Origin of the sequence: Mesorhizobium sp. ZC-5 (assembly GCF_025753855.1) — a bacterium.
GTDB lineage: Bacteria > Pseudomonadota > Alphaproteobacteria > Rhizobiales > Rhizobiaceae > Neomesorhizobium.
The window spans coordinates 538,166-559,073 of sequence record NZ_JAOWPT010000003.1 but is presented as its reverse complement, the minus strand read 5'-3'; the positions used below and the strand labels follow the sequence as shown (position 1 = coordinate 559,073).

At 61.0% G+C, this 20,908-nt stretch carries 23 protein-coding genes and 1 tRNA gene; 8 read left to right on the top strand and 16 right to left on the bottom strand.

From position 1 onward, the window contains the following. Window positions 1-60: 60 nt before the first annotated feature. Entirely contained in the window at window positions 61-372 is a 312-nt protein-coding gene (locus OHD58_RS11380; RefSeq protein ID WP_263803377.1) for a BA14K family protein, read from the bottom strand. Between the two features lie 197 nt (window positions 373-569). Here OHD58_RS11380 and dinB point away from each other — a divergent pair, with 197 nt between their 5' ends. Further along, the gene (gene dinB, locus OHD58_RS11375; RefSeq protein ID WP_263803376.1) at window positions 570-1,817 is read left to right on the top strand and encodes a DNA polymerase IV; all 1,248 of its coding nucleotides are present in this window, start codon (window positions 570-572) and stop codon (window positions 1,815-1,817) included. Between the two features lie 36 nt (window positions 1,818-1,853). Here dinB and OHD58_RS11370 read toward each other — a convergent pair whose 3' ends face one another. The 4 genes from OHD58_RS11370 to OHD58_RS11355 all read right to left on the bottom strand — a co-directional run bounded on the left by OHD58_RS11370 (window position 1,854) and on the right by OHD58_RS11355 (window position 4,008). After that, complete coding sequence (locus OHD58_RS11370; RefSeq protein WP_263803374.1) at window positions 1,854-2,021, bottom strand: hypothetical protein; 168 nt, start codon at window positions 2,019-2,021, stop codon at window positions 1,854-1,856. 94 nt (window positions 2,022-2,115) lie between these two features. Next, window positions 2,116-3,264 carry an amidohydrolase gene (locus OHD58_RS11365; protein ID WP_263803373.1) on the bottom strand — a complete coding sequence of 383 codons (1,149 nt, stop codon included), beginning with the start codon at window positions 3,262-3,264 and terminating at the stop codon, window positions 2,116-2,118. A 125-nt stretch (window positions 3,265-3,389) separates the two neighbouring features. Then, a tRNA-Thr gene (locus OHD58_RS11360) sits at window positions 3,390-3,465 on the bottom strand. A gap of 132 nt (window positions 3,466-3,597) precedes the next feature. Further along, entirely contained in the window at window positions 3,598-4,008 is a 411-nt protein-coding gene (locus tag OHD58_RS11355) for a GFA family protein (RefSeq protein ID WP_263803372.1), read from the bottom strand. Between the two features lie 126 nt (window positions 4,009-4,134). Here OHD58_RS11355 and OHD58_RS11350 point away from each other — a divergent pair, with 126 nt between their 5' ends. Together OHD58_RS11350 and OHD58_RS11345 are read left to right on the top strand one after the other, a co-directional pair. Beyond that, window positions 4,135-4,908, top strand: coding sequence for an NAD kinase (locus OHD58_RS11350; protein WP_412177195.1), 774 nt, complete (start codon window positions 4,135-4,137; stop codon window positions 4,906-4,908). Window positions 4,909-5,091: 183 nt separating this feature from the next. After that, window positions 5,092-6,666, top strand: coding sequence for a DEAD/DEAH box helicase (locus OHD58_RS11345; protein ID WP_263803370.1), 1,575 nt, complete (start codon window positions 5,092-5,094; stop codon window positions 6,664-6,666). Between the two features lie 45 nt (window positions 6,667-6,711). Here OHD58_RS11345 and OHD58_RS11340 read toward each other — a convergent pair whose 3' ends face one another. After that, on the bottom strand, window positions 6,712-7,035 hold the full coding sequence (locus OHD58_RS11340) for a TfoX/Sxy family protein (protein WP_263803369.1): 324 nt from the start codon (window positions 7,033-7,035) through the stop codon (window positions 6,712-6,714). Between the two features lie 116 nt (window positions 7,036-7,151). Here OHD58_RS11340 and OHD58_RS11335 point away from each other — a divergent pair, with 116 nt between their 5' ends. Next, window positions 7,152-7,649, top strand: a complete 498-nt coding sequence (locus OHD58_RS11335) for a GFA family protein (protein WP_263803368.1) — start codon at window positions 7,152-7,154, stop codon at window positions 7,647-7,649. Here the strand turns inward: OHD58_RS11335 and sufA are convergent. Next, a complete protein-coding gene (sufA, locus tag OHD58_RS11330; RefSeq protein ID WP_263803603.1) occupies window positions 7,646-8,026 on the bottom strand; it encodes a Fe-S cluster assembly scaffold SufA in 381 nt (126 codons plus the stop codon). The two genes, OHD58_RS11335 and sufA, sit on opposite strands and share 4 nt — an antisense overlap. Before the next feature lie 185 nt (window positions 8,027-8,211). Between sufA and OHD58_RS11325 the strand changes: the two genes are divergently transcribed. Further along, window positions 8,212-8,517: a DUF1236 domain-containing protein gene (locus OHD58_RS11325; protein ID WP_263803367.1), complete on the top strand. Its 306-nt coding sequence runs from the start codon at window positions 8,212-8,214 to the stop codon at window positions 8,515-8,517. Window positions 8,518-8,559: 42 nt separating this feature from the next. On the opposite strand, the gene OHD58_RS11320 is transcribed toward OHD58_RS11325, so the two are convergent. The 7 genes from OHD58_RS11320 to OHD58_RS11290 all read right to left on the bottom strand — a co-directional run bounded on the left by OHD58_RS11320 (window position 8,560) and on the right by OHD58_RS11290 (window position 15,255). Further along, complete coding sequence (locus tag OHD58_RS11320; protein WP_263803366.1) at window positions 8,560-8,949, bottom strand: SUF system Fe-S cluster assembly protein; 390 nt, start codon at window positions 8,947-8,949, stop codon at window positions 8,560-8,562. 5 nt (window positions 8,950-8,954) lie between these two features. Beyond that, window positions 8,955-10,199 carry a cysteine desulfurase gene (locus OHD58_RS11315; protein WP_263803364.1) on the bottom strand — a complete coding sequence of 415 codons (1,245 nt, stop codon included), beginning with the start codon at window positions 10,197-10,199 and terminating at the stop codon, window positions 8,955-8,957. A gap of 4 nt (window positions 10,200-10,203) precedes the next feature. After that, window positions 10,204-11,472: a Fe-S cluster assembly protein SufD gene (sufD, locus tag OHD58_RS11310; protein ID WP_263803363.1), complete on the bottom strand. Its 1,269-nt coding sequence runs from the start codon at window positions 11,470-11,472 to the stop codon at window positions 10,204-10,206. 8 nt (window positions 11,473-11,480) lie between these two features. Then, window positions 11,481-12,236 (bottom strand): Fe-S cluster assembly ATPase SufC, encoded by a 756-nt coding sequence (gene sufC / locus OHD58_RS11305; protein ID WP_263803361.1) that lies wholly within the window; start codon window positions 12,234-12,236, stop codon window positions 11,481-11,483. A 14-nt stretch (window positions 12,237-12,250) separates the two neighbouring features. Further along, complete coding sequence (locus OHD58_RS11300) at window positions 12,251-12,415, bottom strand: hypothetical protein (RefSeq protein ID WP_263803360.1); 165 nt, start codon at window positions 12,413-12,415, stop codon at window positions 12,251-12,253. Beyond that, complete coding sequence (sufB, locus tag OHD58_RS11295; RefSeq protein ID WP_263803359.1) at window positions 12,412-13,929, bottom strand: Fe-S cluster assembly protein SufB; 1,518 nt, start codon at window positions 13,927-13,929, stop codon at window positions 12,412-12,414. Before sufB ends, OHD58_RS11300 begins: the two co-directional genes overlap by 4 nt. 162 nt (window positions 13,930-14,091) lie before the next feature. Next, window positions 14,092-15,255, bottom strand: coding sequence for a cysteine desulfurase family protein (locus tag OHD58_RS11290; protein ID WP_263803601.1), 1,164 nt, complete (start codon window positions 15,253-15,255; stop codon window positions 14,092-14,094). Between the two features lie 229 nt (window positions 15,256-15,484). Between OHD58_RS11290 and OHD58_RS11285 the strand changes: the two genes are divergently transcribed. Further along, window positions 15,485-16,159 (top strand): alpha/beta hydrolase, encoded by a 675-nt coding sequence (locus tag OHD58_RS11285; RefSeq protein WP_263803358.1) that lies wholly within the window; start codon window positions 15,485-15,487, stop codon window positions 16,157-16,159. A 24-nt stretch (window positions 16,160-16,183) separates the two neighbouring features. Continuing rightward, the gene (locus OHD58_RS11280; protein WP_263803357.1) at window positions 16,184-16,837 is read left to right on the top strand and encodes an FMN-binding negative transcriptional regulator; all 654 of its coding nucleotides are present in this window, start codon (window positions 16,184-16,186) and stop codon (window positions 16,835-16,837) included. A 95-nt stretch (window positions 16,838-16,932) separates the two neighbouring features. On the opposite strand, the gene OHD58_RS11275 is transcribed toward OHD58_RS11280, so the two are convergent. Next, a complete protein-coding gene (locus OHD58_RS11275; RefSeq protein ID WP_263803355.1) occupies window positions 16,933-18,306 on the bottom strand; it encodes an esterase-like activity of phytase family protein in 1,374 nt (457 codons plus the stop codon). Between the two features lie 91 nt (window positions 18,307-18,397). Next, window positions 18,398-19,540, bottom strand: a complete 1,143-nt coding sequence (locus tag OHD58_RS11270) for an anhydro-N-acetylmuramic acid kinase (protein WP_263803354.1) — start codon at window positions 19,538-19,540, stop codon at window positions 18,398-18,400. 105 nt (window positions 19,541-19,645) lie between these two features. Between OHD58_RS11270 and tyrS the strand changes: the two genes are divergently transcribed. After that, window positions 19,646-20,899: a tyrosine--tRNA ligase gene (gene tyrS, locus OHD58_RS11265; protein WP_263803353.1), complete on the top strand. Its 1,254-nt coding sequence runs from the start codon at window positions 19,646-19,648 to the stop codon at window positions 20,897-20,899. Window positions 20,900-20,908 lie beyond the last annotated feature (9 nt).

Here is a 20,908-nt window from a genome sequence, read left to right as displayed (position 1 = left end):
GCAAACAGAAGGAGCGGCAGCGCCGCTCCTTCCGTCCTTTCTTCGTTGCGTTTCAGTCCACTAGAGCCGACAGCGGTGTTCGTAGCCGTCATAACCGACATAGGTATCGGTACGGTGGTCATAGCTGCGATAACGCGCATAGCAGCGCTGGACATGGCGCTCCCAGGAGTTCCCACCATAATAATCGTGATGGACCGGGCTTCCGCCGCCGGCGATGGCGGCGCCGATGATCAGGCCGGTGATGCCCAAAAGAGCAGCCTTCTCGTTGTGGGAGAGCTTTCCGGCGGCCGATTGCTCGACCGATCCGAGAACGGCGCTTGCAGCAACCGCGGCCGCGACGAGACCCGAGACAAATGTGCGCTTGATCGACATGATGAACTCCTTTGATCGCTGGGCGGTTCCTCCGCTCCATGCCCATCAGTCGCAGGCGCGCGCAAAAAGGTTCATCAGTTTTGCTCGCTGCGGGAGGTGTCATGCATCCGTCTTGACAATCCGTCACGTTTGTTCTATTTTTGTTCTTGCTGACCCGTAGGGCTATTTTTCAGGATATCGCAGGGCGAAACGGTCGGATGGAAACGACAGCCACCATCCTCCATGCCGACCTGGATGCCTTCTATGCCTCGGTTGAGCAGTTGCTCGATCCGTCGCTGCGCGGCAAACCGATCGCAGTCGGTGGTGGCGTGGTGCTTGCCGCGTCGTATGAAGCCAAGGCTTTCGGGGTGCGTGGCGGCATGCCGGGAAGGCGGGCGCGCGAACTTTGTCCGCAACTCATCTTTGTCGGCGGCAATTTCAAGGACTACCAGCGGCTGGGCGACGCGGCCATCGCCGTGCTCAACGATTTCACGCCACTCGTCGAACGGATTTCGATCGACGAAGCTTTTGCAGATGTCGCAGGATGCACACGGCTGTTTGGACCGCCTGCGGAGATCGCCATGGCAATCCGGCACCGAGTGCGGACCGAGCTTGGATTGCCGATTTCGGTCGGCGTGGCGCGTACCAAACATCTGGCGAAAATCGCTTCGCAGGCGGCAAAACCCGACGGATTGGCGGTGGTCGATCCCGAGACCGAGCTGGATTTCCTTCACAACCTGCCCGTTGAACTGATGTGGGGAGTTGGCCCGGTAACCAAAGCGCGGCTCGCCGAAATCGGTGTCGTCACCATCGGGCAATTGGCGCAAACACCGGGCTGGTCGCTCGAAAAACTGCTTGGTCCCGCCGCGGGAGAAAAGCTGGCGGATCTGGCGTGGAACCGCGATCCTCGCGAAATCAGGACGCACCGACGCGCGCAATCGGCGGGGGCACAGTCGGCGCTTGGCAAAAGGCCGGCGCAAGAGCACGTGTTCCGGCCGACGCTGCTGCATCTTGCCGACCGGGTTGCCACCCGGCTGCGGGCCAAATCCAGGCCTGGTCGGACCGTGACCGTTCGCGTCCGCTTCGCCGATCTGCGTGCGGTCACGCGGTCCATAACACTCGACGCACCGATCTCGGCCACCGCAATGCTTGCGGAGATCGCCGAGGAACTGGTGCGCGCCGTGCTTGCCGATCATCCTGACGAGCACACGATCTCGCTGCTGGCAATCTCGGTGTCACATCTCGAGGAACGATCGGGATTGCAGTTGGAGTTGCCGCTCGGACTGAGAGACGAAAAGCGCCGCCCCGGCACCAGGAAAGGCATGACCCGCTGGGTAGCCGACTGCGCCGTCGACGCGATACGCAATCGCTTCGGATGGGATGCGGTCGGCTACGCATCGGTTGCGCTGGGAGTTTCCCGTTCGGTGCCGGATGCATTTCGCGAACTGGCCGAAAAAGAGCTTTGATCGCGAGATGGCCGGCGCAAAATCAGCGCCGAGGTCTCAGCCCATGCCGGTGACGTGACGGAAATAGAACGCCAGCGCCACGAAACCGGCGGCGAAAGCGACACCATTCCAGTCGAGGTCGGCAGCCTTCAAGCGGCGCCAGACGGCACCCAGCACAAGCCAGGCGACAAGGATGAAGATAGCGATAAGGACAAAGCGGATCATCGGCCACCCCAACAGCCCATCAACAGCGGGCTATCCGGTTCGTTTAGCTCAAAGCTTTGGCAGGATTTTGACGACCTTTATTGGCGGTGCCCGTCTACCCGAGAAGATTACGGGCGGTGCGCATGAAGATGCGCGAGCCAACGGCGATCAGATGATCGGGGAAATCATAGTCCGGATTGTGCAGCGAAGGACTGTCGACGCCCGCCCCGAGGAAGAACATCGCCGATTTGGAGGTGTGGCCGAAGAGGCCGAAATCCTCCGAGGCGCGCATCGGCAATTCCTCCTCGTCGTGGGAGATTCCTTCCGCTTCGAGCGCCGTACGCAGGTGCTCCACTGCCTCCGGTGCATTGAGACTGGCGACGAAGATCTCGTGATAATCGATCGTGTGGCGCAAGCCGTCCTTTTCGGCGGCTTCGCGCACCAGTGTCTCGGCCGACGCGCAGAGATCGGCCATGCGCTCGTCGAGCCTGGTACGGAGCGTGGCGAGGATCGTGGCCTGCCCCGGCGCGACGCCGAAAACCGGCTCGCCCATCGATGCATGGGTGACGGTCACCATGGCGAAGTCGTCATCCTGGAAGCTGCCGCCGCCGAGCTTCGCCAGTGCCGGCATCAGCCTGCTGACGGCGAGCATCGGCGAGGTGCCGGTCTCGGGCATCGACGAATGGGCCGTCTTGCCGTCGAGCACGATCCGCATGCCACGCGAGGCGCAGTTGACGACGCCTGGCTTGAGCCGCACATGGCCGAGCGGCGTCCCAGGCAGGTTGTGCAGCGAGAACGCGTAATCCGGGCGGATTTGCTCGTAACGCGGATCGGCCACCACGCCGGCGGCTCCATCGCCCGTTTCCTCCGCCGGCTGGAACATCAGCACGACGCGTCCGCGCATTGGCGGACGACGGCCGAACTGGCGGGCGAGCGCGGCGAGAATGGTAGTGTGGCCGTCGTGGCCGCACATATGCGACTTACCGGGAACGGAGGAGCGGTGGGGGATATCCGGCAGTTCCTCGATCGGCAGCGCATCGAGTTCGCTGCGAAAGAGCACGGTCGGTCCCGGCTCGGCGCCGTCGTAAACCATCGCCACTCCATGGCCGCCGAGACCGGTGAGCACCATGCTCGGACTGGTTTCGCCGAGGAAATTGGTCACGCGCTTTGCCGTCGCCTCCTCTTCGTTGGAAATTTCTGGAAAGCGATGCAATTCGCGTCGGAACGAGATGAGATCGACGATATCCTGATTGGTGAGGCTCATGATATCTCCGATATCGAGATTTTCAGATCGTGGCGACCGAAATTCGGGCCGGATAGAGGAATGGAGAGCGCTCTGAGAATACTCTTCACAGCGTCAATCGCTTCTAAGAGACCTAGGCGTGGAAGTGGTGCCCCCGGCAGGAATCGAACCCGCGACCTTCGGTTTACAAAACCGCTGCTCTACCAGCTGAGCTACAAGGGCACTTTCGGCGCTCCGGTTAGCGAGAATTGGCGTGTCAGTAAAGCGGAATATGGTTTGGGCAACGCGACACGATTATCCTTGCCGGCCATCGAGAACTGACTGAAGTGACGGAGCACTTACCGCTAACGCGCTTCAGCTCTGCCGTTCGATCGTTGTTTCAATGCATTGCATCTCCGGCAACCAGGGCAGCGCCGAAGCGTGCCAGACCTCGGTTCTGGGCACCAATTGGTCCCGCTGGCGCGCCGTGCCGGTGCGCAGCCCATAGATCTTCGGCCCGTCGCCGACTGAAGTGGCATAGAATTGCGTCCCGCAGTCGCCGCAGAAGGCCTGAGCCCGTTTGTTGCCGCTCTCGGCGGTCTTCACGTAGATTTTCGGCTCACCCGAAAGCAGCCGGAAATTTGCCTCGGCGACGGGAATGGTGACCCGGAACGCCGTACCGGTCAGCGTCTGGCAGTCGTGGCAATGGCAGATCGAGACCTGGGCCTGGTCGACCTCCGCCTCGTAAGTAATCTTCCCGCAATGGCAGGCACCGTCGATCTTCATGGCTTCTCCTCCGAGCATTTTCTTGCGGCGGCTTTGGCTTCCAAAGCCGCTTCGCATCCCTTTGCAGCCAGAGTGCCGCGTGCTAACCCGGCATCCATTGTCCGACAATCTCATGCAGCCGGAAAAATGAACAAGACAAAAAGCACCTTCGCGTTCGTTTCTTCCGACGCCGACGACGCCAGGAAGGCGACGGAGCAGCTTTCGGCACGCTACGGCCAAGTCGCCGTCGCCGACGCCGATATCGTTGTGGCGCTCGGCGGCGATGGATTTCTGCTGCAGACCTTGCGCGAGACTATGGGCAGCGGCAAAAAAGTCTACGGGATGAACCGGGGCACGGTCGGCTTTCTGATGAACCAGTACCGCGAGGACGGCCTGGCCGAACGTATCGCGGCCGCTTCGGCGGAGACCATCCGGCCGCTGGAAATGGAAACCCTCACCGCCGACGGGAATACGAACAAGGCATTGGCGATCAACGAGGTCGCATTGTGGCGGCAGTCCTACCAGACAGCGAAGATCCGCATCTCGATCGATGACAAGGTCAGGCTCGAGGAACTCTCCTGCGATGGAGTGATGGTGGCCACGCCGGCCGGCTCAACGGCCTACAACCTGTCTGCGCACGGGCCGATCCTGCCGCTTGATGCGCCTCTGCTGGCACTGACGCCGGTCAGTCCCTTTCGGCCGCGACGCTGGCGCGGCGCGCTCATTCCGGAAAAGGCGACGGTGCGTTTCGATATCCTCGAATGCGAGAAGCGGCCGGTCAACGTCGCTGCCGACCACACCGAATTCAAGTCGGTGGTCTCGGTGACCGTCACCCAGTCGAAGCGCCAGACAGCGACGCTTTTGTTCGACGCCAGCCACTCGTGGAACGAACGCACACTGACCGAGCAGTTTCGCTACTGAGCCGCTTGAAGCCAATACCGGCGCCAATTAAGTATAGGATAATCCTCGACGGTGCATTCACACCGGTTTGTGTTGACAAATCGAAGACTTGCCCGTAACGCGGTGCTCAATATCGCAGGCGCGAGGCGTCTGCCACGGCAAAAATGCGCCGCGCCCCCGAACCAGCCAAAGCAGCCAAGACACTTGTCCTCAGACGAACAGACCGCTCAAGAAGCGTTGACCTTTGCAGACCTCGGCCTTTCGCCCAAGGTCCTCTCCGCAGTCACCGATGCCGGCTACACCGTGCCGACGCCGATCCAGGCCGGCGCCATTCCGCACGCCTTGCAGGGCAAGGACGTGCTCGGCATCGCCCAGACCGGCACGGGCAAGACGGCGGCATTCGTGCTGCCGATGATTACGCGCCTTGAAAAGGGCCGTGCCCGCGCCCGCATGCCGCGCACGCTGATCCTCGAGCCGACGCGCGAACTCGCAGCGCAGGTCGAAGAGAATTTCATCAAATACGGCAAGAACCACAAGCTCAACATCGCGCTTCTGATCGGCGGCGTCTCCTTCGACGAGCAGGACAGGAAGCTGGAGCGCGGCGCCGATGTGCTGATCGCCACGCCCGGTCGATTGCTCGACCATCGCGAGCGCGGCAAACTTCTCCTGAACGGTGTCGAGATCCTCGTCATCGATGAAGCCGACCGCATGCTCGACATGGGCTTCATCCCTGACATTGAGCGCATCTGCGAGATGATCCCGTCATTGACGCGGCAGACCTTGTTCTTCTCGGCAACGATGCCGCCGGAAATCACCAAGCTGACCGAAAAGTTCCTGCACGCGCCGGTGCGCGTGGAGGTCTCCAAGGCGGCGAGCACGGCGACCAACATCGTCCAGCGCCTGGTAAAATCCGGTCCGAAGCCATGGGACAAACGCGCCGCCCTGCGCGACCTGATCAAGGCCGAAGAGGAAGGGCTGAAGAACGCCATCATCTTCTGCAATCGCAAGGTCGAAGTGGCGGAACTGTTCCGCTCACTGGTCAAGTACGATTTCGATGCCGGCGCTCTCCACGGCGACATGGACCAGCGCGCGCGTATGCAGATGCTGGCCAGTTTCCGTGACGGCAAGCTGAAATTGCTGGTGGCTTCCGATGTCGCCGCCCGCGGTCTCGATATCCCCGATGTCAGCCACGTCTTCAACTACGACGTGCCTATCCATGCCGAGGACTACGTCCATCGCATCGGCCGCACCGGCCGCGCGGGGCGCTCCGGCAAATCCTTCACCATCGTCACCAAGTCCGATGCGAAATATCTGGCCGCGATCGAAAAGCTCATCGGCCAGCTGATCGAATGGCACGACGGCGATCTTTCAACGGTTGTCGCCAGCGAAGGCGAGGACGAAGCCCCGCGGCGTGGCCGTGGTGCACCGCGCCGTGCCGGACGCAAGGACGAAGGCGAACGCAAGCGGGGCGGCCGCGACCGCCACGCCGAAAAGCCTGCGCGCGAACCGGAAGCGGCCCAATCCAATGTCGATGCTGCGGATGCGCCGAACGACCGTCGCGACCGCAAGGACGCAATCCGTTCAGACAATGCCGAGCGCAAAGCCAGGCCCGACCGCGCGGAGCAGCCGCGCCGGGACGAACGTCCGCGCCGCGAGGATCGCAACGGCCGCCCGGATCGCACCGAGCAGAACCGACGGCAACGCGAACAGGACGACGACGGCACAGTCGGCTTCGGCGAGGACATGCCCGCATTCATGCGCGTCAGCGCCAAGGTCTAGATTCTTCGCACCGGTGCTTCATCCATCTCGGCAGGGGCAGTAAATCTACTTCCCTGCCCGCAGCCCGGCTTCGTAGGACTTGCGCGCCCAGACGGCCATTTCGTCGGGGTCGTCCATCGCGCTGTCCGGCACCGTCCAGTATGGCATTGCCACCAGCTTGCCATGACGCGAGCCGGTATACGTCCACTGTCTGCAGCCTGCCGCCGCCAGTTCCGGCGCATTTTCGGCATCAGCCTTCAGCATGAGTTCGCCACGGATCTCGATGGCGATAATGACATTGTCGAAGTAAATACCCTTGCCGCCGAACATCCGCCGGATACTGACAGGTCCAAGGCCGGCAAACAGGTCGCCTATCGCCTCATTGTCCATGCTTCCACCCTGCCCTAGGTTCAGGTGCGTCACCGATAAGGCCGTCGCGGCCCGCGGTCTACTGACAAGGTTCGCGGCACCTTCGGGATAATATCGCAGCGCCGAAGGAGAACACCATGCCATTGCTGCTCAAGGGGTCATGTCGCTGCGGTGCGGTCAATTTCGAAATGCAGAGCCACACACCGGTGCCCTTCATGCTGTGCTACTGCTCGATCTGCCGCAAACAGCAGGGCGGAGGCGGTTACGCCATCAACCTCGGTGCCGATTCAGCAACGTTGAAGGTCAAGGGCAAGCGCCATCTGGGCGTCTATCGTGCCGAGATCGAGGACGAGGAGCGCACAGCCTGCGAAGTTTCGACCGGCGAACGCAACTTCTGCAAGGAATGCGGTTCGGCGATGTGGCTCTATGATCCGACCTGGCCGGAACTTATCCATCCCTTCGCGTCAGCGATCGACAGTGAACTGCCGACGGCACCCGAGCGCGTCCACATAATGCTGAAATACAAGGCTTCGTGGGTCGAGCCCAATATCCGCAAGGGCGACGACAAGTTCGATCTCTACCCGCAGGAATCGATCGCCGATTGGCATAAAAAGCGGGGGCTGTGGATGGATTAAGCTTCTGCCCGCGCCTCGGCCAATGCCTTGAGGTCGGCGGGCTTCAATTCCACTGATTCACCGCAGCCGCAGGCTGAACTCTGGTTGGGATTGCGGAAGGTAAAGCCGGTACGCAACGTGGTGCGCTCGAAATCCATCTCAGTGCCGAACAGGAACAATGCCGCTTCCGGTGCCACGTAGACGTGGGCACCGTCGCGCTCGATATGATCGTCCTTCGAATTGGGCTCGGTGACCAGATCGACGGTGTATTCCATGCCGGCACAGCCGCCCTTCTTGATACCCAGGCGGATACCATGAGCATTCTCGCGGGTTGCAACAATCTCGTGCACCCGTTCGGCTGCCTTTTCGGTCATTGTGATGACGGCGAAGCGTCCCATTGTCATTCCTGCTCCATTCCATGCAGGTTCAAGGCCTGCCGGATGCGTTCTCTTAGCCTAAGATGGTGAAGATTCCCACCCCATGCAAGCTCGCGATCAGTCCCACATTCTTCACTTCTGCGGAACCGTTCCGACGGATAGCGGTTATTGCACAGAAGGTGACACATCAAACTCAGGAGGTTGAGATGACTTTACGAAGCACCATTACCGCCTTTGCCCTACTTGCCGGAACCGCTCTCGCAACGGCGCAAACCGTTGTCGTCACACCCGAACAGGAAGTAGTTGTCCGCGAATATGTGAAAACCAACCCGGTCGTTGTCGAGCGTCCGTCCAACTTTGAACTGGTCGTCGGCGCGATCATACCGGACATCCTCAAGCCGGGCGAACTTGCCGACAACACACTGGAGACCAAATATCAATATGTCGTCATCGACGGTCGCACCGCGTTGATCGACCCCGAAACCCGCGCAATCGTACACATCATGGACTGACCTATCAGGGTCTGTTGGGGGCGTCCCGAACCTCGGGGCGCCTCAATACCACCCAACCGCCACCTGCGCCTCTTCCGACATACGGTCGGGAGTCCAGGGCGGGTCGAAAGTCATGTTGACCTCGACGCCGGAAACGCCTTCAACCGCACCGACCGCGTTCTGGACCCAACCCGGCATCTCGCCCGCGACCGGACAGCCGGGCGCCGTCAACGTCATGTCGATCTTGACGGCACGGTCGTCCTCGATGTCGATCTTGTAGATCAGCCCGAGTTCATAGATGTCGGCTGGAATTTCGGGGTCGTAAACGGTCTTCAGGGCCGAAACGATATCGTCGGTGATGCGCGCCAATTCATCCACCGGGATAGTCGATGCAGACACCACGCTGTTGGCAGGCGCTTGGGTCACGGTATCTGTTGTGCTTGCGTCATCCATCATCGTCACCCGAAGAATTTCCGCGCCTTTTCCAGCGCCTCGACCAGGACATCGACTTCGGCGCGCGTGTTGTACATGCCGAAGGATGCCCTGCATGTGGAGGTAACGCCGAACCGTTTCAACAGCGGCTGCGCACAATGGGTGCCGGCACGAACAGCCACGCCCTGCCGGTCTATCACCATCGACACATCATGCGCATGTATCCCCTGCAGCTCGAAGGAGATGATGGCGCCCTTACCCGGCGCATCGCCAAAGATACGCAGCGAGTTGATGGAACGCAGTCGCTCGTGGGCATAGGCTTTGAGATCGGCTTCGTGGGCGGCGATGCGCTCGCGCCCAACCGAGTCCATGTAGTCAAGCGCGGCACCCAGCCCGATCGCCTGGACGATCGGCGGCGTGCCGGCCTCGAAGCGGTGCGGCGGGTCGTTGTAGGTAACGCTGTCCTCGGTCACCTCGAGGATCATTTCGCCGCCACCCTGGAAGGGCCGCATGCGCTCCAGCATCTCTTTCTTGCCATAGAGGACGCCGATTCCGCTTGGCCCATAGACCTTGTGGCCTGTGAAGACGAAGAAATCGCAGTCGAGATCCTGCACGTCTACGGGCATATGGACCGCGCTCTGGCTGCCGTCGACGAGAACAGCAATGCCGCGCTCGTGGGCGATGCGGACGATTTCCTTGATCGGCGTGACGGTGCCCAGCGCGTTGGACATATGTGTGATGGCGACGAGTTTCGTTTTCGGCGTCAGCCGTTTCTCGAATTCCTCGACATGCAGAACGCCGAGGTCGTCGACCGGCACCCAGACGAGCTTGGCGCCTTGCCGCTCGCGGATGAAATGCCACGGCACGATGTTGGAATGATGCTCCATGATGGAGAGCACGATCTCGTCGCCGTCGCCGATATTCGGCATGCCGAAGCCGTAGGCGACGGTGTTGATCGCCGCGGTGGTGTTGGAGGTGAAGACGATCTCGTCGACGCTGCCCGCATTGAGGAACCGCCGCACGGTTTCGCGCGCCTTTTCGTATGCATCGGTCGCGGCGTTCGACAGGAAATGCAGGCCGCGGTGAACGTTGGCGTATTCGCTGCGATAGGCGTAATCAATCGCGTCGAGCACGGCCTGCGGCTTTTGCGCCGAAGCCCCGTTGTCGAGGTAGACGAGCGGCTTGCCGTAGACCTCGCGCGCAAGAATCGGGAAGTCACGGCGGATCGCCTCGACGTCGTAGGGCTGCACGATGCTTGCGGGCGCGTTCATGCTTCTATCCGTGTGTAGCGAACCAGTCTTCGAGCCGCGCTTCCAGCGCCTCGACGATAGGTTCGACTTCCAGTTCCTCGATAACTTCCGCCAAAAAGGCCTTCACAAGAAGGCCGCGTGCGGTCTTTTCGTCGATGCCGCGCGCCATCAGGTAAAACAGATGATTGTGGTCGATTTCCTTCACCGTAGCGCCATGGCCGCATGCCACGTCGTCGGCGAAGATTTCCAGTTCCGGCTTGGTGGAGAACTCGCCGTCATCCGACAAAAGCAGCGTGTTGCAGGCCATCTTGGCGTCGGTCTTCTGGGCGATCTGATGCACATTGATGCGGCCCTGGAAAACGCCCCGGGCCTTGCCGGTCACCACGTTGCGGACCAATTCGCGCGAGCCGGTATTGGGTACCTTGTGGTCGAGCACCATGGTGACATCGGTATGGGTGTCGCCCGACAGGAGATTGATGCCGCGCATCTGGAAATCGGAGCCCTCGCCGGTCGTTGCGACGCGCACTTCCTGACGCACCAGCTTGCAGCCGGCATTCATGAAGAACAGTGTCAGCCGCGAATCCGCGCCGAGTTCAGCGTTGAACTGGCCGAGATAGGTGGCGCTGTCCGGCTGATCCTGGACGATCAGCCAAAGCACCTCGGCGCCCTTGCCTAGCAGAAGATGGCTGATCGAGGTGGACAAGCCCGCGCCCTCCCCGGCCTGGCGTTCGACGATGGTGACCTTGGCGCCGTCGCCGACCCTTACCGGAAACCGGCTGTGAGTCTGGCCGCCGGCCTGGATGTTCTGCAGTTCGATCGGCGCTTCTATCTCGGCACCTGCTGCGATATCGACGAAATAGCCGTCGGCAACGAAAGCAGCATTCAAGGCACCGATCGCGTCGTCGGAACCTTTTACCTCAAGCGCCGGCGCGAAGCTGCCGTCACGCAGCTTTTCATCGAGCCGCTGGAAGGTCACGCCGTCGACGGTCGGCATCTTGTCGGACGACACGCCGTTGAGCACTGGCAGCACCGTCGAACCTTCGAGCAGCGCATCCAGCTTCCTGGCCGATGCAGCGTCATCGTACTGCGGCACTGCCGTCAGCAGCCGGCGCAGGTCTGTATAGTGCCATGCCTCGATGCGCTTGGTCGGCAGCCCGGCCTTCAATACTTCCAGCGCGTCATCGCGCTTGATCGTCACCGTGCCGTCGCCGGGCAGCACCGAAAGCCGGCTGTCGTAGGCCTCCAGCAGCGCCGTTTCGGCACTGGTGCGCTGCGGTTGTGCGTGCATGTTCATCATCGCACCTACGCAGCCTCGCCGATGACGCCGGCATATCCGTTGGCCTCGAGATCGAGCGCGAGCGACTTGTCGCCCGACTTGATGACCTGGCCCCTGTAGAGCACGTGCACGCTGTCGGGCACAATGTATTCGAGCAGCCGCTGGTAGTGGGTGATGACCACGATGGCGCGATCCGGCGAACGCAGCGCATTGACACCGTCGGCGACGATCTTCAGCGCGTCGATGTCGAGGCCGGAATCGGTCTCGTCGAGCACGCAGAGTTTCGGCTCGAGCAGTTTCATCTGCAGGATCTCGGCACGCTTCTTCTCACCGCCGGAGAAACCGACGTTGAGCGGCCGCTTCAGCATCGCCATGTCCATGTTGAGCGTACCCGCCGCTTCCTTCACGCGCTTCAGCAGTTCCGGGATTTTCAACGGCTCCTCACCGCGCGCCTTGCGCTGCGCGTTCATCGCGACCTTGAGGAATTCCATGGTAGCAACCCCCGGTATCTCCATCGGATACTGGAAGGCAAGGAAGATGCCCGCGGCGGCACGCTCGGCCGGGTCCATCTCCAGGATAGACTCGCCGTTGTAGAGGATGTCACCTTCGGTGACTTCGTAATCCTCGCGCCCGGCCAGCACATAGGACAGCGTCGATTTGCCGGAGCCGTTCGGCCCCATGATCGCCGCGACTTCGCCGGCTTTCACCGTGAGGTTCAAGCCGCGAATGATCTCGGTGCCGTCGTCGGCGATACGGGCATGCAGGTTCTTGATCTCAAGCATTCGTCTTATTCCTTTTAGCGTCCGGTCACGGCCATCAGGCCGAAAAAGAGAAGTGGCGGGATCACGCCCAAAGCCATCATCGGAGTTGCGATGCTTACTCCGAATCCAAACAGCACCAGGCAAATGAGCAGGTAAAGGACCCAGGCAATTGCAAGCGTTGCCTTTGCCTTATTGCTCACCCCACGCTCCCCTCGAGGCTGATACCGATCAGCTTCTGCGCCTCGACGGCGAATTCCATCGGCAGTTCCTGGATGACTTCCTTGACGAAGCCGTTGACGATCAGCGCGATCGCCTCTTCCTCGGGGATACCGCGCTGCATGACGTAAAACTTCTGGTCGTCGGAAATCTTCGACGTCGTCGCCTCGTGCTCGAACTGTGCGGAAGAATTCTTCGCCTCGATGTAGGGCACGGTGTGAGCGCCGCAATTGTTGCCGATCAAAAGCGAGTCGCAATTGGTGAAGTTGCGGGCATTCGTCGCCTTGCGGTGCGCCGAGACCTGGCCGCGATAGGTATTTTGGCTGAAGCCGGCGGCGATGCCTTTGGAGATGATGCGGCTCTTCGTGTTCTTGCCGAGATGGATCATCTTGGTGCCGCTGTCGACCTGCTGGTAGCCGTTCGACACGGCGATCGAATAGAACTCGCCTTGGCTGTCGTCGCCGCGCAGGATGCAGGACGGGTATTTCCAGGTGATCGCCGAACCGGTCTCGACCTGCGTCCATGAAATCTTCGAACGGTCGCCACGGCAATCGCCACGCTTGGTCACGAAATTGTAGATGCCGCCCTTGCCCTGCGCGTCGCCGGGATACCAGTTCTGCACCGTCGAATATTTGATCTCGGCATCATCGAGCGCGATCAGTTCGACAACGGCCGCATGAAGCTGGTTCTCGTCGCGCTGCGGCGCCGTACAGCCTTCCAGGTAAGAGACGTAGGCACCCTCTTCAGCGATGATCAATGTGCGTTCGAACTGGCCGGTGTTCTTCTCGTTGATGCGGAAATAGGTCGACAATTCCATCGGGCAACGCACGCCCTTCGGCACGAACACGAACGATCCGTCGGTGAACACGGCGGAATTCAGCGTCGCGTAAAAATTGTCGGTCGTCGGCACCACGGAGCCGAGATACTTCTTCACCAGTTCCGGATGCTCGCGAATTGCTTCCGAGATCGAACAGAAGATGACGCCGGCCTGCGCCAGCTCCTTCTTGAACGTGGTGACGACCGAGACGCTGTCGAAAACCGCGTCGACCGCGACGCGGCCGGACTTGTAGACGTTGTCGTTGGCTTCATCGAGTTCGTCGGCCGGCTGCTTTTGAACACCGGCGAGGATCTCCTGCTCCTTGAGCGGGATGCCGAGCTTTTCGTAGACCCTCAGCAGCTCCGGATCGACCTCATCGAGGGATCGCGGGCCGGACTGGTTTTTCGGCGCTGCGTAGTAATGAATGTCCTGGAAATCGATCTTCGGATAGTCGACGCGCGCCCAGGTCGGCTCCTCGAGCGTCAGCCAGCGGCGGAAGGCGCCCAGCCGCCATTCGAGCATCCATTCGGGCTCGTTCTTCTTGGCCGAGATGAAACGGATGGTGTCTTCGGACAGACCCTTGGGGGCCTTGTCCATCTCGATGATCGTCTCAAAACCGTATTTATACTGGTCCACATCGATCTTGCGGACCTGTTCGATCGTCTCCTGCACAGCAGGCATCAGCGCTCTCCATCCACGCCGGGTTCAAGGCCCGGCAGTTTTCGAACTATGGCACCGCGGTGCGGCGTAAGTTCCATATAGTGTGCTTCGCTCCGGAATTCACCGGTCAGACTGGTAAAACACACTGCTCCACGAGCCTTTCGGCCCAAACTCTCCGGCCAATCAGGCGGCCTGCGACTTTCCGGCACGCCGCTCCATGATCGAGGCAAGCGCCGCAGCAAAAAGCGCGACATCTTCATTCGTCGTGGCACGGCCGATCGAAACCCGCAGCGCGCCTTCATTGTCGCCACGCCCCATCGCCTTCAAGACATGGCTGGGCCCGACCTTGCCCGACGAGCAGGCAGATCCCGCCGAAAGGGCAATGCCCGCGAGATCGAAGGCAATCTGCATCGTCTCGGCCTTCAGACCAGGGATACCGAAAAAGGTCGTGTTCGGGAGACGCTCGGCGCCAACGCCGAAGATTTCCGCATCCGGCGTGCGGGCAAGGATCATTTCTTCAATCCCGTCACGCATACGGCGCACCGCATCCATATCGGCCAGCGCTGTTGATGCCTCGCGCGCGGCGGCACCAAAACCGGCAATGGCAGCAAGGTTTTCGGTACCGGCACGATGGCCCTTTTCCTGACCGCCGCCGTTGACCAGCGGCTTCGGCATCAGGAGGTCGGCCGCGCCAATGATGGCGCCGGCACCCTTTGGCCCGCCGATCTTGTGCGAGGAAACGATCAGAAAGTCGGCGTAACCTTCTGCAATATCGAGCGGAATGCGCCCTGCGGCCTGAACTGCGTCAAGCACCAGTACACCGCCCGCTGCCTTGACTAAGGCGCCGATCTCGCGCACCGGCTGAATGACGCCGGTCTCGTTGTTGGCGAAGTGGACCGCGACCAGCGGCAAACCTTCGCCGCCCTCATGACGCTGCAGGGAGTCACGCAGCGCGGCGAGGTCAACCACGCCATGTCGGTCAACGCCGATCGCTTCGACCTGCTCGGGCCGGAAACGTCCTCCGCCCAGGACACAGGGATGGTCAGCTGCCGAAACGTAGAGCCGCCCCATGCGAACCGCGCTACGACCCATCTGCCAATCCGGCGTCAGCAGCATCGATGCCGCTTCGGTGGCGCCCGAGGTAAAGACCACATGCTCGGGCTTGGCGTTGACGAGTGCGGCGACGCTGCGGCGCGCTTCCTCGATCAGTCGACGGGCAGAACGGCCTTCGCTATGCACCGAAGAGGGATTGGCGTCGGCATCGAGCGCGGCAAGCATCGCCGTACGCGCCACCGGCAACAATGGAGCGCTTGCATTGTAGTCAAGATAGGCGCGACGCCCGGCCATTTCTTCGCGATTTGCCCTGTCAGTTCTCATTTGCGAGCGATCTGGCGTTATTTCCTTGAAATTACAAGGTCAGCCGTCCTATTTACCCGCTTCATCAAAAGGGTGGTCAAACCACTCAGTTTTGAACAATTCTAAAGTAGCTTCTATGGAGCCGACTGCGGCGCGTCAAGGCCGGGGAGACGATTTCCGACACTGGCGATATCGAGCTTCATAGCAACCGGAGTATTTCATGCCAGAGGTCATTTTTGCCGGTCCAGCCGGTCGTCTTGAGGGCCGTTACCAGCCCTCCAAGGAAAAGAACGCACCGATCGCCATCGTGCTTCATCCGCACCCCCAGTTCGGCGGGACGATGAACAACAAGATCGTCTACGACCTGTTCTATATGTTTCAGAAGCGCAATTTTACGACGTTGCGTTTCAACTTTCGCTCGATCGGCCGCAGCCAGGGCGAATTCGACCATGGAACCGGAGAACTGTCGGACGCTGCCGCCGCGCTCGACTGGATCCAGTCGCTGCACCCGGATTCCAAGAGCTGCTGGGTTGCCGGCTACTCGTTCGGCGCCTGGATCGGCATGCAGCTTCTGATGCGCCGCCCCGAGATCGAAGGTTTCATTTCGATCGCGCCGCAGCCCAACACCTATGACTTCTCGTTCCTTGCCCCCTGCCCGTCATCGGGCCTGATCATCCATGGCGACGCCGACAAGGTGGCGCCACCGAAGGATGTGCAGGGATTGGTCGATAAGCTGCACACGCAGAAGGGCATCACGATCACCCAGAAGACCCTGCCTGGCGCCAACCATTTCTTTGCCAACGATTCGGAACTGCTGATCGAGGAATGCTCGGATTATCTCGACCGCAGGCTGGCCGGCGAGTTGTCGGACCCACGACCGAAGCGACTGAGATAAAATCGTAACAGGAACCCGTCAGCGATGTACCAGCCTCCGCATTTCGTCGAGACCCGGCTGGATGTGTTGCACGCACTGATCCGCGCCCACCCGCTCGGGTTGCTGGTTTCGAACGGGACGGATGGTCCGATCGCCAACCCGCTGCCGTTCCTGCTCGATGCCGACGCAGGGCCGCATGGCCGGCTGCGTGCGCATCTCGCCAAGGCTAATCCGCAGTGGCGGACGATCTCGGAAAACACGGAAATACCCGTGCTGGTGGTCTTCCAGGGTGCCGAAAGTTACGTCACGCCGTCGTGGTATCAGACCAAGCGCGAAACCGGTAAAGTTGTGCCCACCTGGAACTATGCGGTTGTGCAGGTGCGCGGCCGCGCCAGGATCGTCGACGACAAGGAATGGCTTGCCGGGCAAATCACTGAATTGACCGCGACGCATGAGGCGCCGCGGGCCGAGCCATGGCAAGTGACCGATGCGCCGGCACCGTTCATCGAGGCACAGATCAAGGGCATCATCGGCCTGGAGATTGAGATCATCGAGATTTCCGGAAAATGGAAGGTCAGCCAGAACCGTCCAATCGCGGACCGTGTCGGCGTCGCAAACGGGCTCCAAGCAGGTGGCGACACACCCGCAGCCGAGATGGCGCATCTCGTGCGACAGTTTGGTAATGTGACCGACGGCTAACCGGATTGCATGAGAGTCAACAAAACGGGCCCCGATCGATGATCGGAGCCCGTTCTTGTTGCGTGCGAATTCAAGCGGCGGAAAGAAGCTTCCGGCTATTTGGCCTGGAGGAACTCGCCGACTTCCAGCATCACGAACTCGTTGTCGTCCGCCTTGTCGAGCGCCCGGCCTGCCGAGAACGGCAGGTTGTTGTCGTCGCCGACGACGATATGGGTCGCGTCCACCACATCGACGTTTTCGATCGTGTTGAACGGCATATCGTAGAACCCTTCCCCGCCGCCCTGGCGCTTCTTGTTGTCCGGGTCGGCGATCTTCATCAGGTCGATGTAGCCGATCTTGCGAGCCGCGTGGCCGGCATTGGCATCGTTCATTTCGATCTTGTAGATGCGCTTGAACTTCGCAGGCGTGGCGAAGCAATCCGGCGTCGGGTTCTTCGCATCGGCGCATGCCTTGTCGACAGTGCCGGCACCTTGATCACGCTCGATGACCAGTGCGGTGGTTGCATCGATCATGTTGAAATCGCCAATTGCGTCGCCGCCTTCGGGCGACAGCGGATAAAGCCAGCTGCGGCCGGACCATTCCTTCTTGGCCACATCGAACTCGATGATGCGGAGCGAACGTTCGCCGTCCTTCTGTTCGGCAGAACGCTCCATGCTGCCATCTTCCTTGAACAACGCACCTTCAAGCAAGCCATAGAGCTTGGTGCCGTCCTTCGACTGGGCAAGCCCCTCATAGCCGCCCGAACGCTTGACGTTAAAGGAAGGCATCGGCAGCGATGGGTTGGCCTGCAAGGTAAGCGTCGGATGATCCGGCGATTTCACTGGCTTTCCATCGACCACGGTGTCGACGACATCGGTCAACCGGCCCTCCAGGTCGAACTTGAGTAGATAGGGCCCGAATTCATCGCCAATCCAGAAGCCGTCGGAAACCGGCTGGATGGCTTCCACGTCGAAATCGCCGCCGGTGAGGAAGCGGGTTTCGCTGCCTTCGAGCACTATTGGAAACGGCGCTTTCTTGTTTGGGTCGGTCAGGAACAATGTCTGCATGCGATCGACCGTGCCTGCATCCCAGTCGAACTTGATATGGTGCAGCATCAACGCCGCGTCGGTCGAGTTCATCTTGTTGCCGAAGCCATTGTCGGAAAGCGACCAGAAGGCGCCGTCACCGACCGACTTGATGCCGGAAAACCCCTGTACGGGCTGGCCGTCGAAAGGCAGCGAAAGGCCGGTGGGCCTGACACCATCCTTGCCGGGCACAGTGCCCAGGCCTCCGGCGCGAAGGCGGTCCGCGGTCGAAAACTTGCCGGATGTCTGAAGATGTTCGGGCGCGTTTTCGGGCGCCCTGATGATCGTGTTCGCGGGCAGGATCGCATGGCCCACAAGCGTGGCCGCAAATTCCTTGTCTTCGGCAAAGCTGGAAGTGGTGGTCAGTGCGATGACGGCAGCAGCCGCAAGAAGGGAGCGTCTCATGACGAGGCAACCGGTTTTGAGGGATCGGACAATCCCGATTAGGGCCGCCAGGTGTCGGTCAGTTGAAGTTTCGGTGAAACTTTGATGAAGCTCACAGGATAGAGGCACCGCGAGGCAAAGCGAGCACCCCGCCGGTCACCGCCTCGCGGCAACCGGTCGTCGTCGGGAAGGTCAGCGGAAGTCCCTTCATCGAGCGGACCGCCAGATAAGCCCAGGCTTCAGCTTCCATGGAATCGCCGTTGAAACCGACGTCTTCGGCGAGGATGACTTCCGCACCGGCTTTTGCCGCCCCGTCGCGAAGGTCGCCGACGATATGCGGGTTCTTGCGGCCACCGCCGCAGACGACCCAGAGCTTCGGCGGCTCGGGCATGTGCTCGGCCGCCTTCAGGATCGCCGCGGCGGAAACTGCGGCAAGCGTGCGGGCGCCGTCGGCCAATTCCATCGCACCGGCGGTTTCCAGGGTGAAGTCGTTGCGGTCCAGAGACTTCGGGCCGGATTTCTCGAAGAACGGCGCGGCGAGATAACGCTCGACGATGGCCTGAACTGTTCCGCCCTCGCTGGCGATGGCGCCGTCTGCATCGTAAGGCACGCCACCTTCCCGCGACACCCATTGGTCGATCAAGGCGTTGCCGGGGCCGCTGTCGAAGGCGATGGGACCGCCCGCGTTCGGCACATATGTAATGTTCGAGATGCCGCCGATGTTGACGAAAACGACCGGAAGCTTTCCTGCATAGGCTGGCGGCAACGAGCGGGCGAGCGCAGCGTGATAGGCAGGCACCAGCGGCGCCCCCTGCCCGCCGTGCAGCATGTCGTTGGCCCGCATGTCATAGACAACGGGCACGCCGGTGAGCTCGGCAAGCAGCGCTCCACCGCCCAGTTGCACGGTTACTGCCTGCTGCGGCCGATGCAGGACCGTCTGGCCATGAAAACCGACAACGCCGGCACTCCCCCAGCTTCCTGCACCGTCTCTAAGAAAAGTCCCGACGGCTTCGGCATGGCGGGTGGTGATATCTCGTTCGAGTGCGCCAAGATCGCCGGGCCTTTCATCGCGGCGGGTGATCGCCTTGGCGGTTTCGAGCCCGGCCTCGATCCGCCTCCGGAAGGCCGCGTCATAAGGCACGAAGAAGGACGGGCCACGCTCGATGAAATCCTCGCCATCCGTGCGCAGCATCGCCAGGTCGATGCCGTCCATCGACGTGCCGCTCATCAGTCCGATCGCGCAAATCGTGGTCATTTTGCCTGCCGTTCTTGTGATTCCATGTTGGCGGATGCTAAAGGCGCGCCTTCACACTTGCCATGGCGGTGATGCAGTCGTCACCAGCCCACCGGGAACTGAAAAATGTCTGCCTTCAAGTCCGATTTCCTGCGCACCCTTTCAGAGCGCGGTTTCATCCACCAGATTTCCGATGAATCCGGTCTGGATGCTCTTTTTGCCAAGGAAATCGTGACGGCCTATATCGGCTTCGACGCCACCGCCAAGAGCCTGCACGCGGGCTCGCTGATCCAGATCATGATGCTGCACTGGATGCAGCAGACCGGCCACAAGCCGGTCGCGCTGATGGGCGGCGGCACCTCGATGATCGGGGACCCGTCCTTCAAGGACGAGGCGCGCAAATTGCTGACGCCCGCCGACATCGAAGACAATCTCGTCGGCATCCGAAAGAATTTCGCGCCATTTCTCAAATTTGGCGATGGAGCGACCGACGCCATCATGGTGAACAACGCCGATTGGCTGATGGAGATCAACTACGTCAATTTCCTTCGCGATGTCGGCCGGCATTTTTCGGTCAATCGCATGCTGGCTTTCGATTCCGTCAAATTGCGGCTCGACCGCGAGCAGTCACTGTCATTCCTCGAATTCAACTACATGATCCTGCAGGCTTACGACTTTGTCGAACTGAGCAAACGTCATGGCGTGCGGCTGCAAATGGGCGGCTCCGACCAATGGGGCAACATCGTCAATGGCATCGATCTTGGCCACCGCATGGGAACGCCGCAGCTTTACGCGCTGACCTCGCCGCTGCTCACCACATCATCGGGGGCGAAGATGGGCAAAAGCGCGTCCGGCGCCATCTGGCTCGATCCAGAAATGCTGAGCCCGTATGATTTCTGGCAATACTGGCGCAACACGGAAGACGCGGATGTCGGGCGCTTCCTGAGGCTCTATACGGCGTTGCCCATGGACGAAGTTGGCCGGCTCGCCGCGCTTGGCGGTGCCGAGATCAACGACGCCAAGAAGATGCTCGCTACCGAGATCACCGCGATGCTGCATGGCCGCGATGCGGCAGAGGCAGCTGCCGAAACCGCGCGCAAAACCTTCGAGGAAGGCGCGCTGGCCGACAGCTTGCCCACCATCGAGGTCGGCAAGGAAGAGTTCGACGCGGGAATTGGGCTTCTGACGTTACTCGTTCGTGCCGGTCTTGCTGCATCAAATGGTGAAGCGCGGCGGCATGTGCAGGGCGGGGCGGTGCGTATCAACGACACGCCGGTCTCGGATGAACGCCTGCTAGTGACACTCACTGACGTAACGCCGGAGGGCGTCGTGAAACTGTCGCTCGGCAAGAAGAAGCACATCCTCGTCCGACCGGTCTGAGCCGCAGGC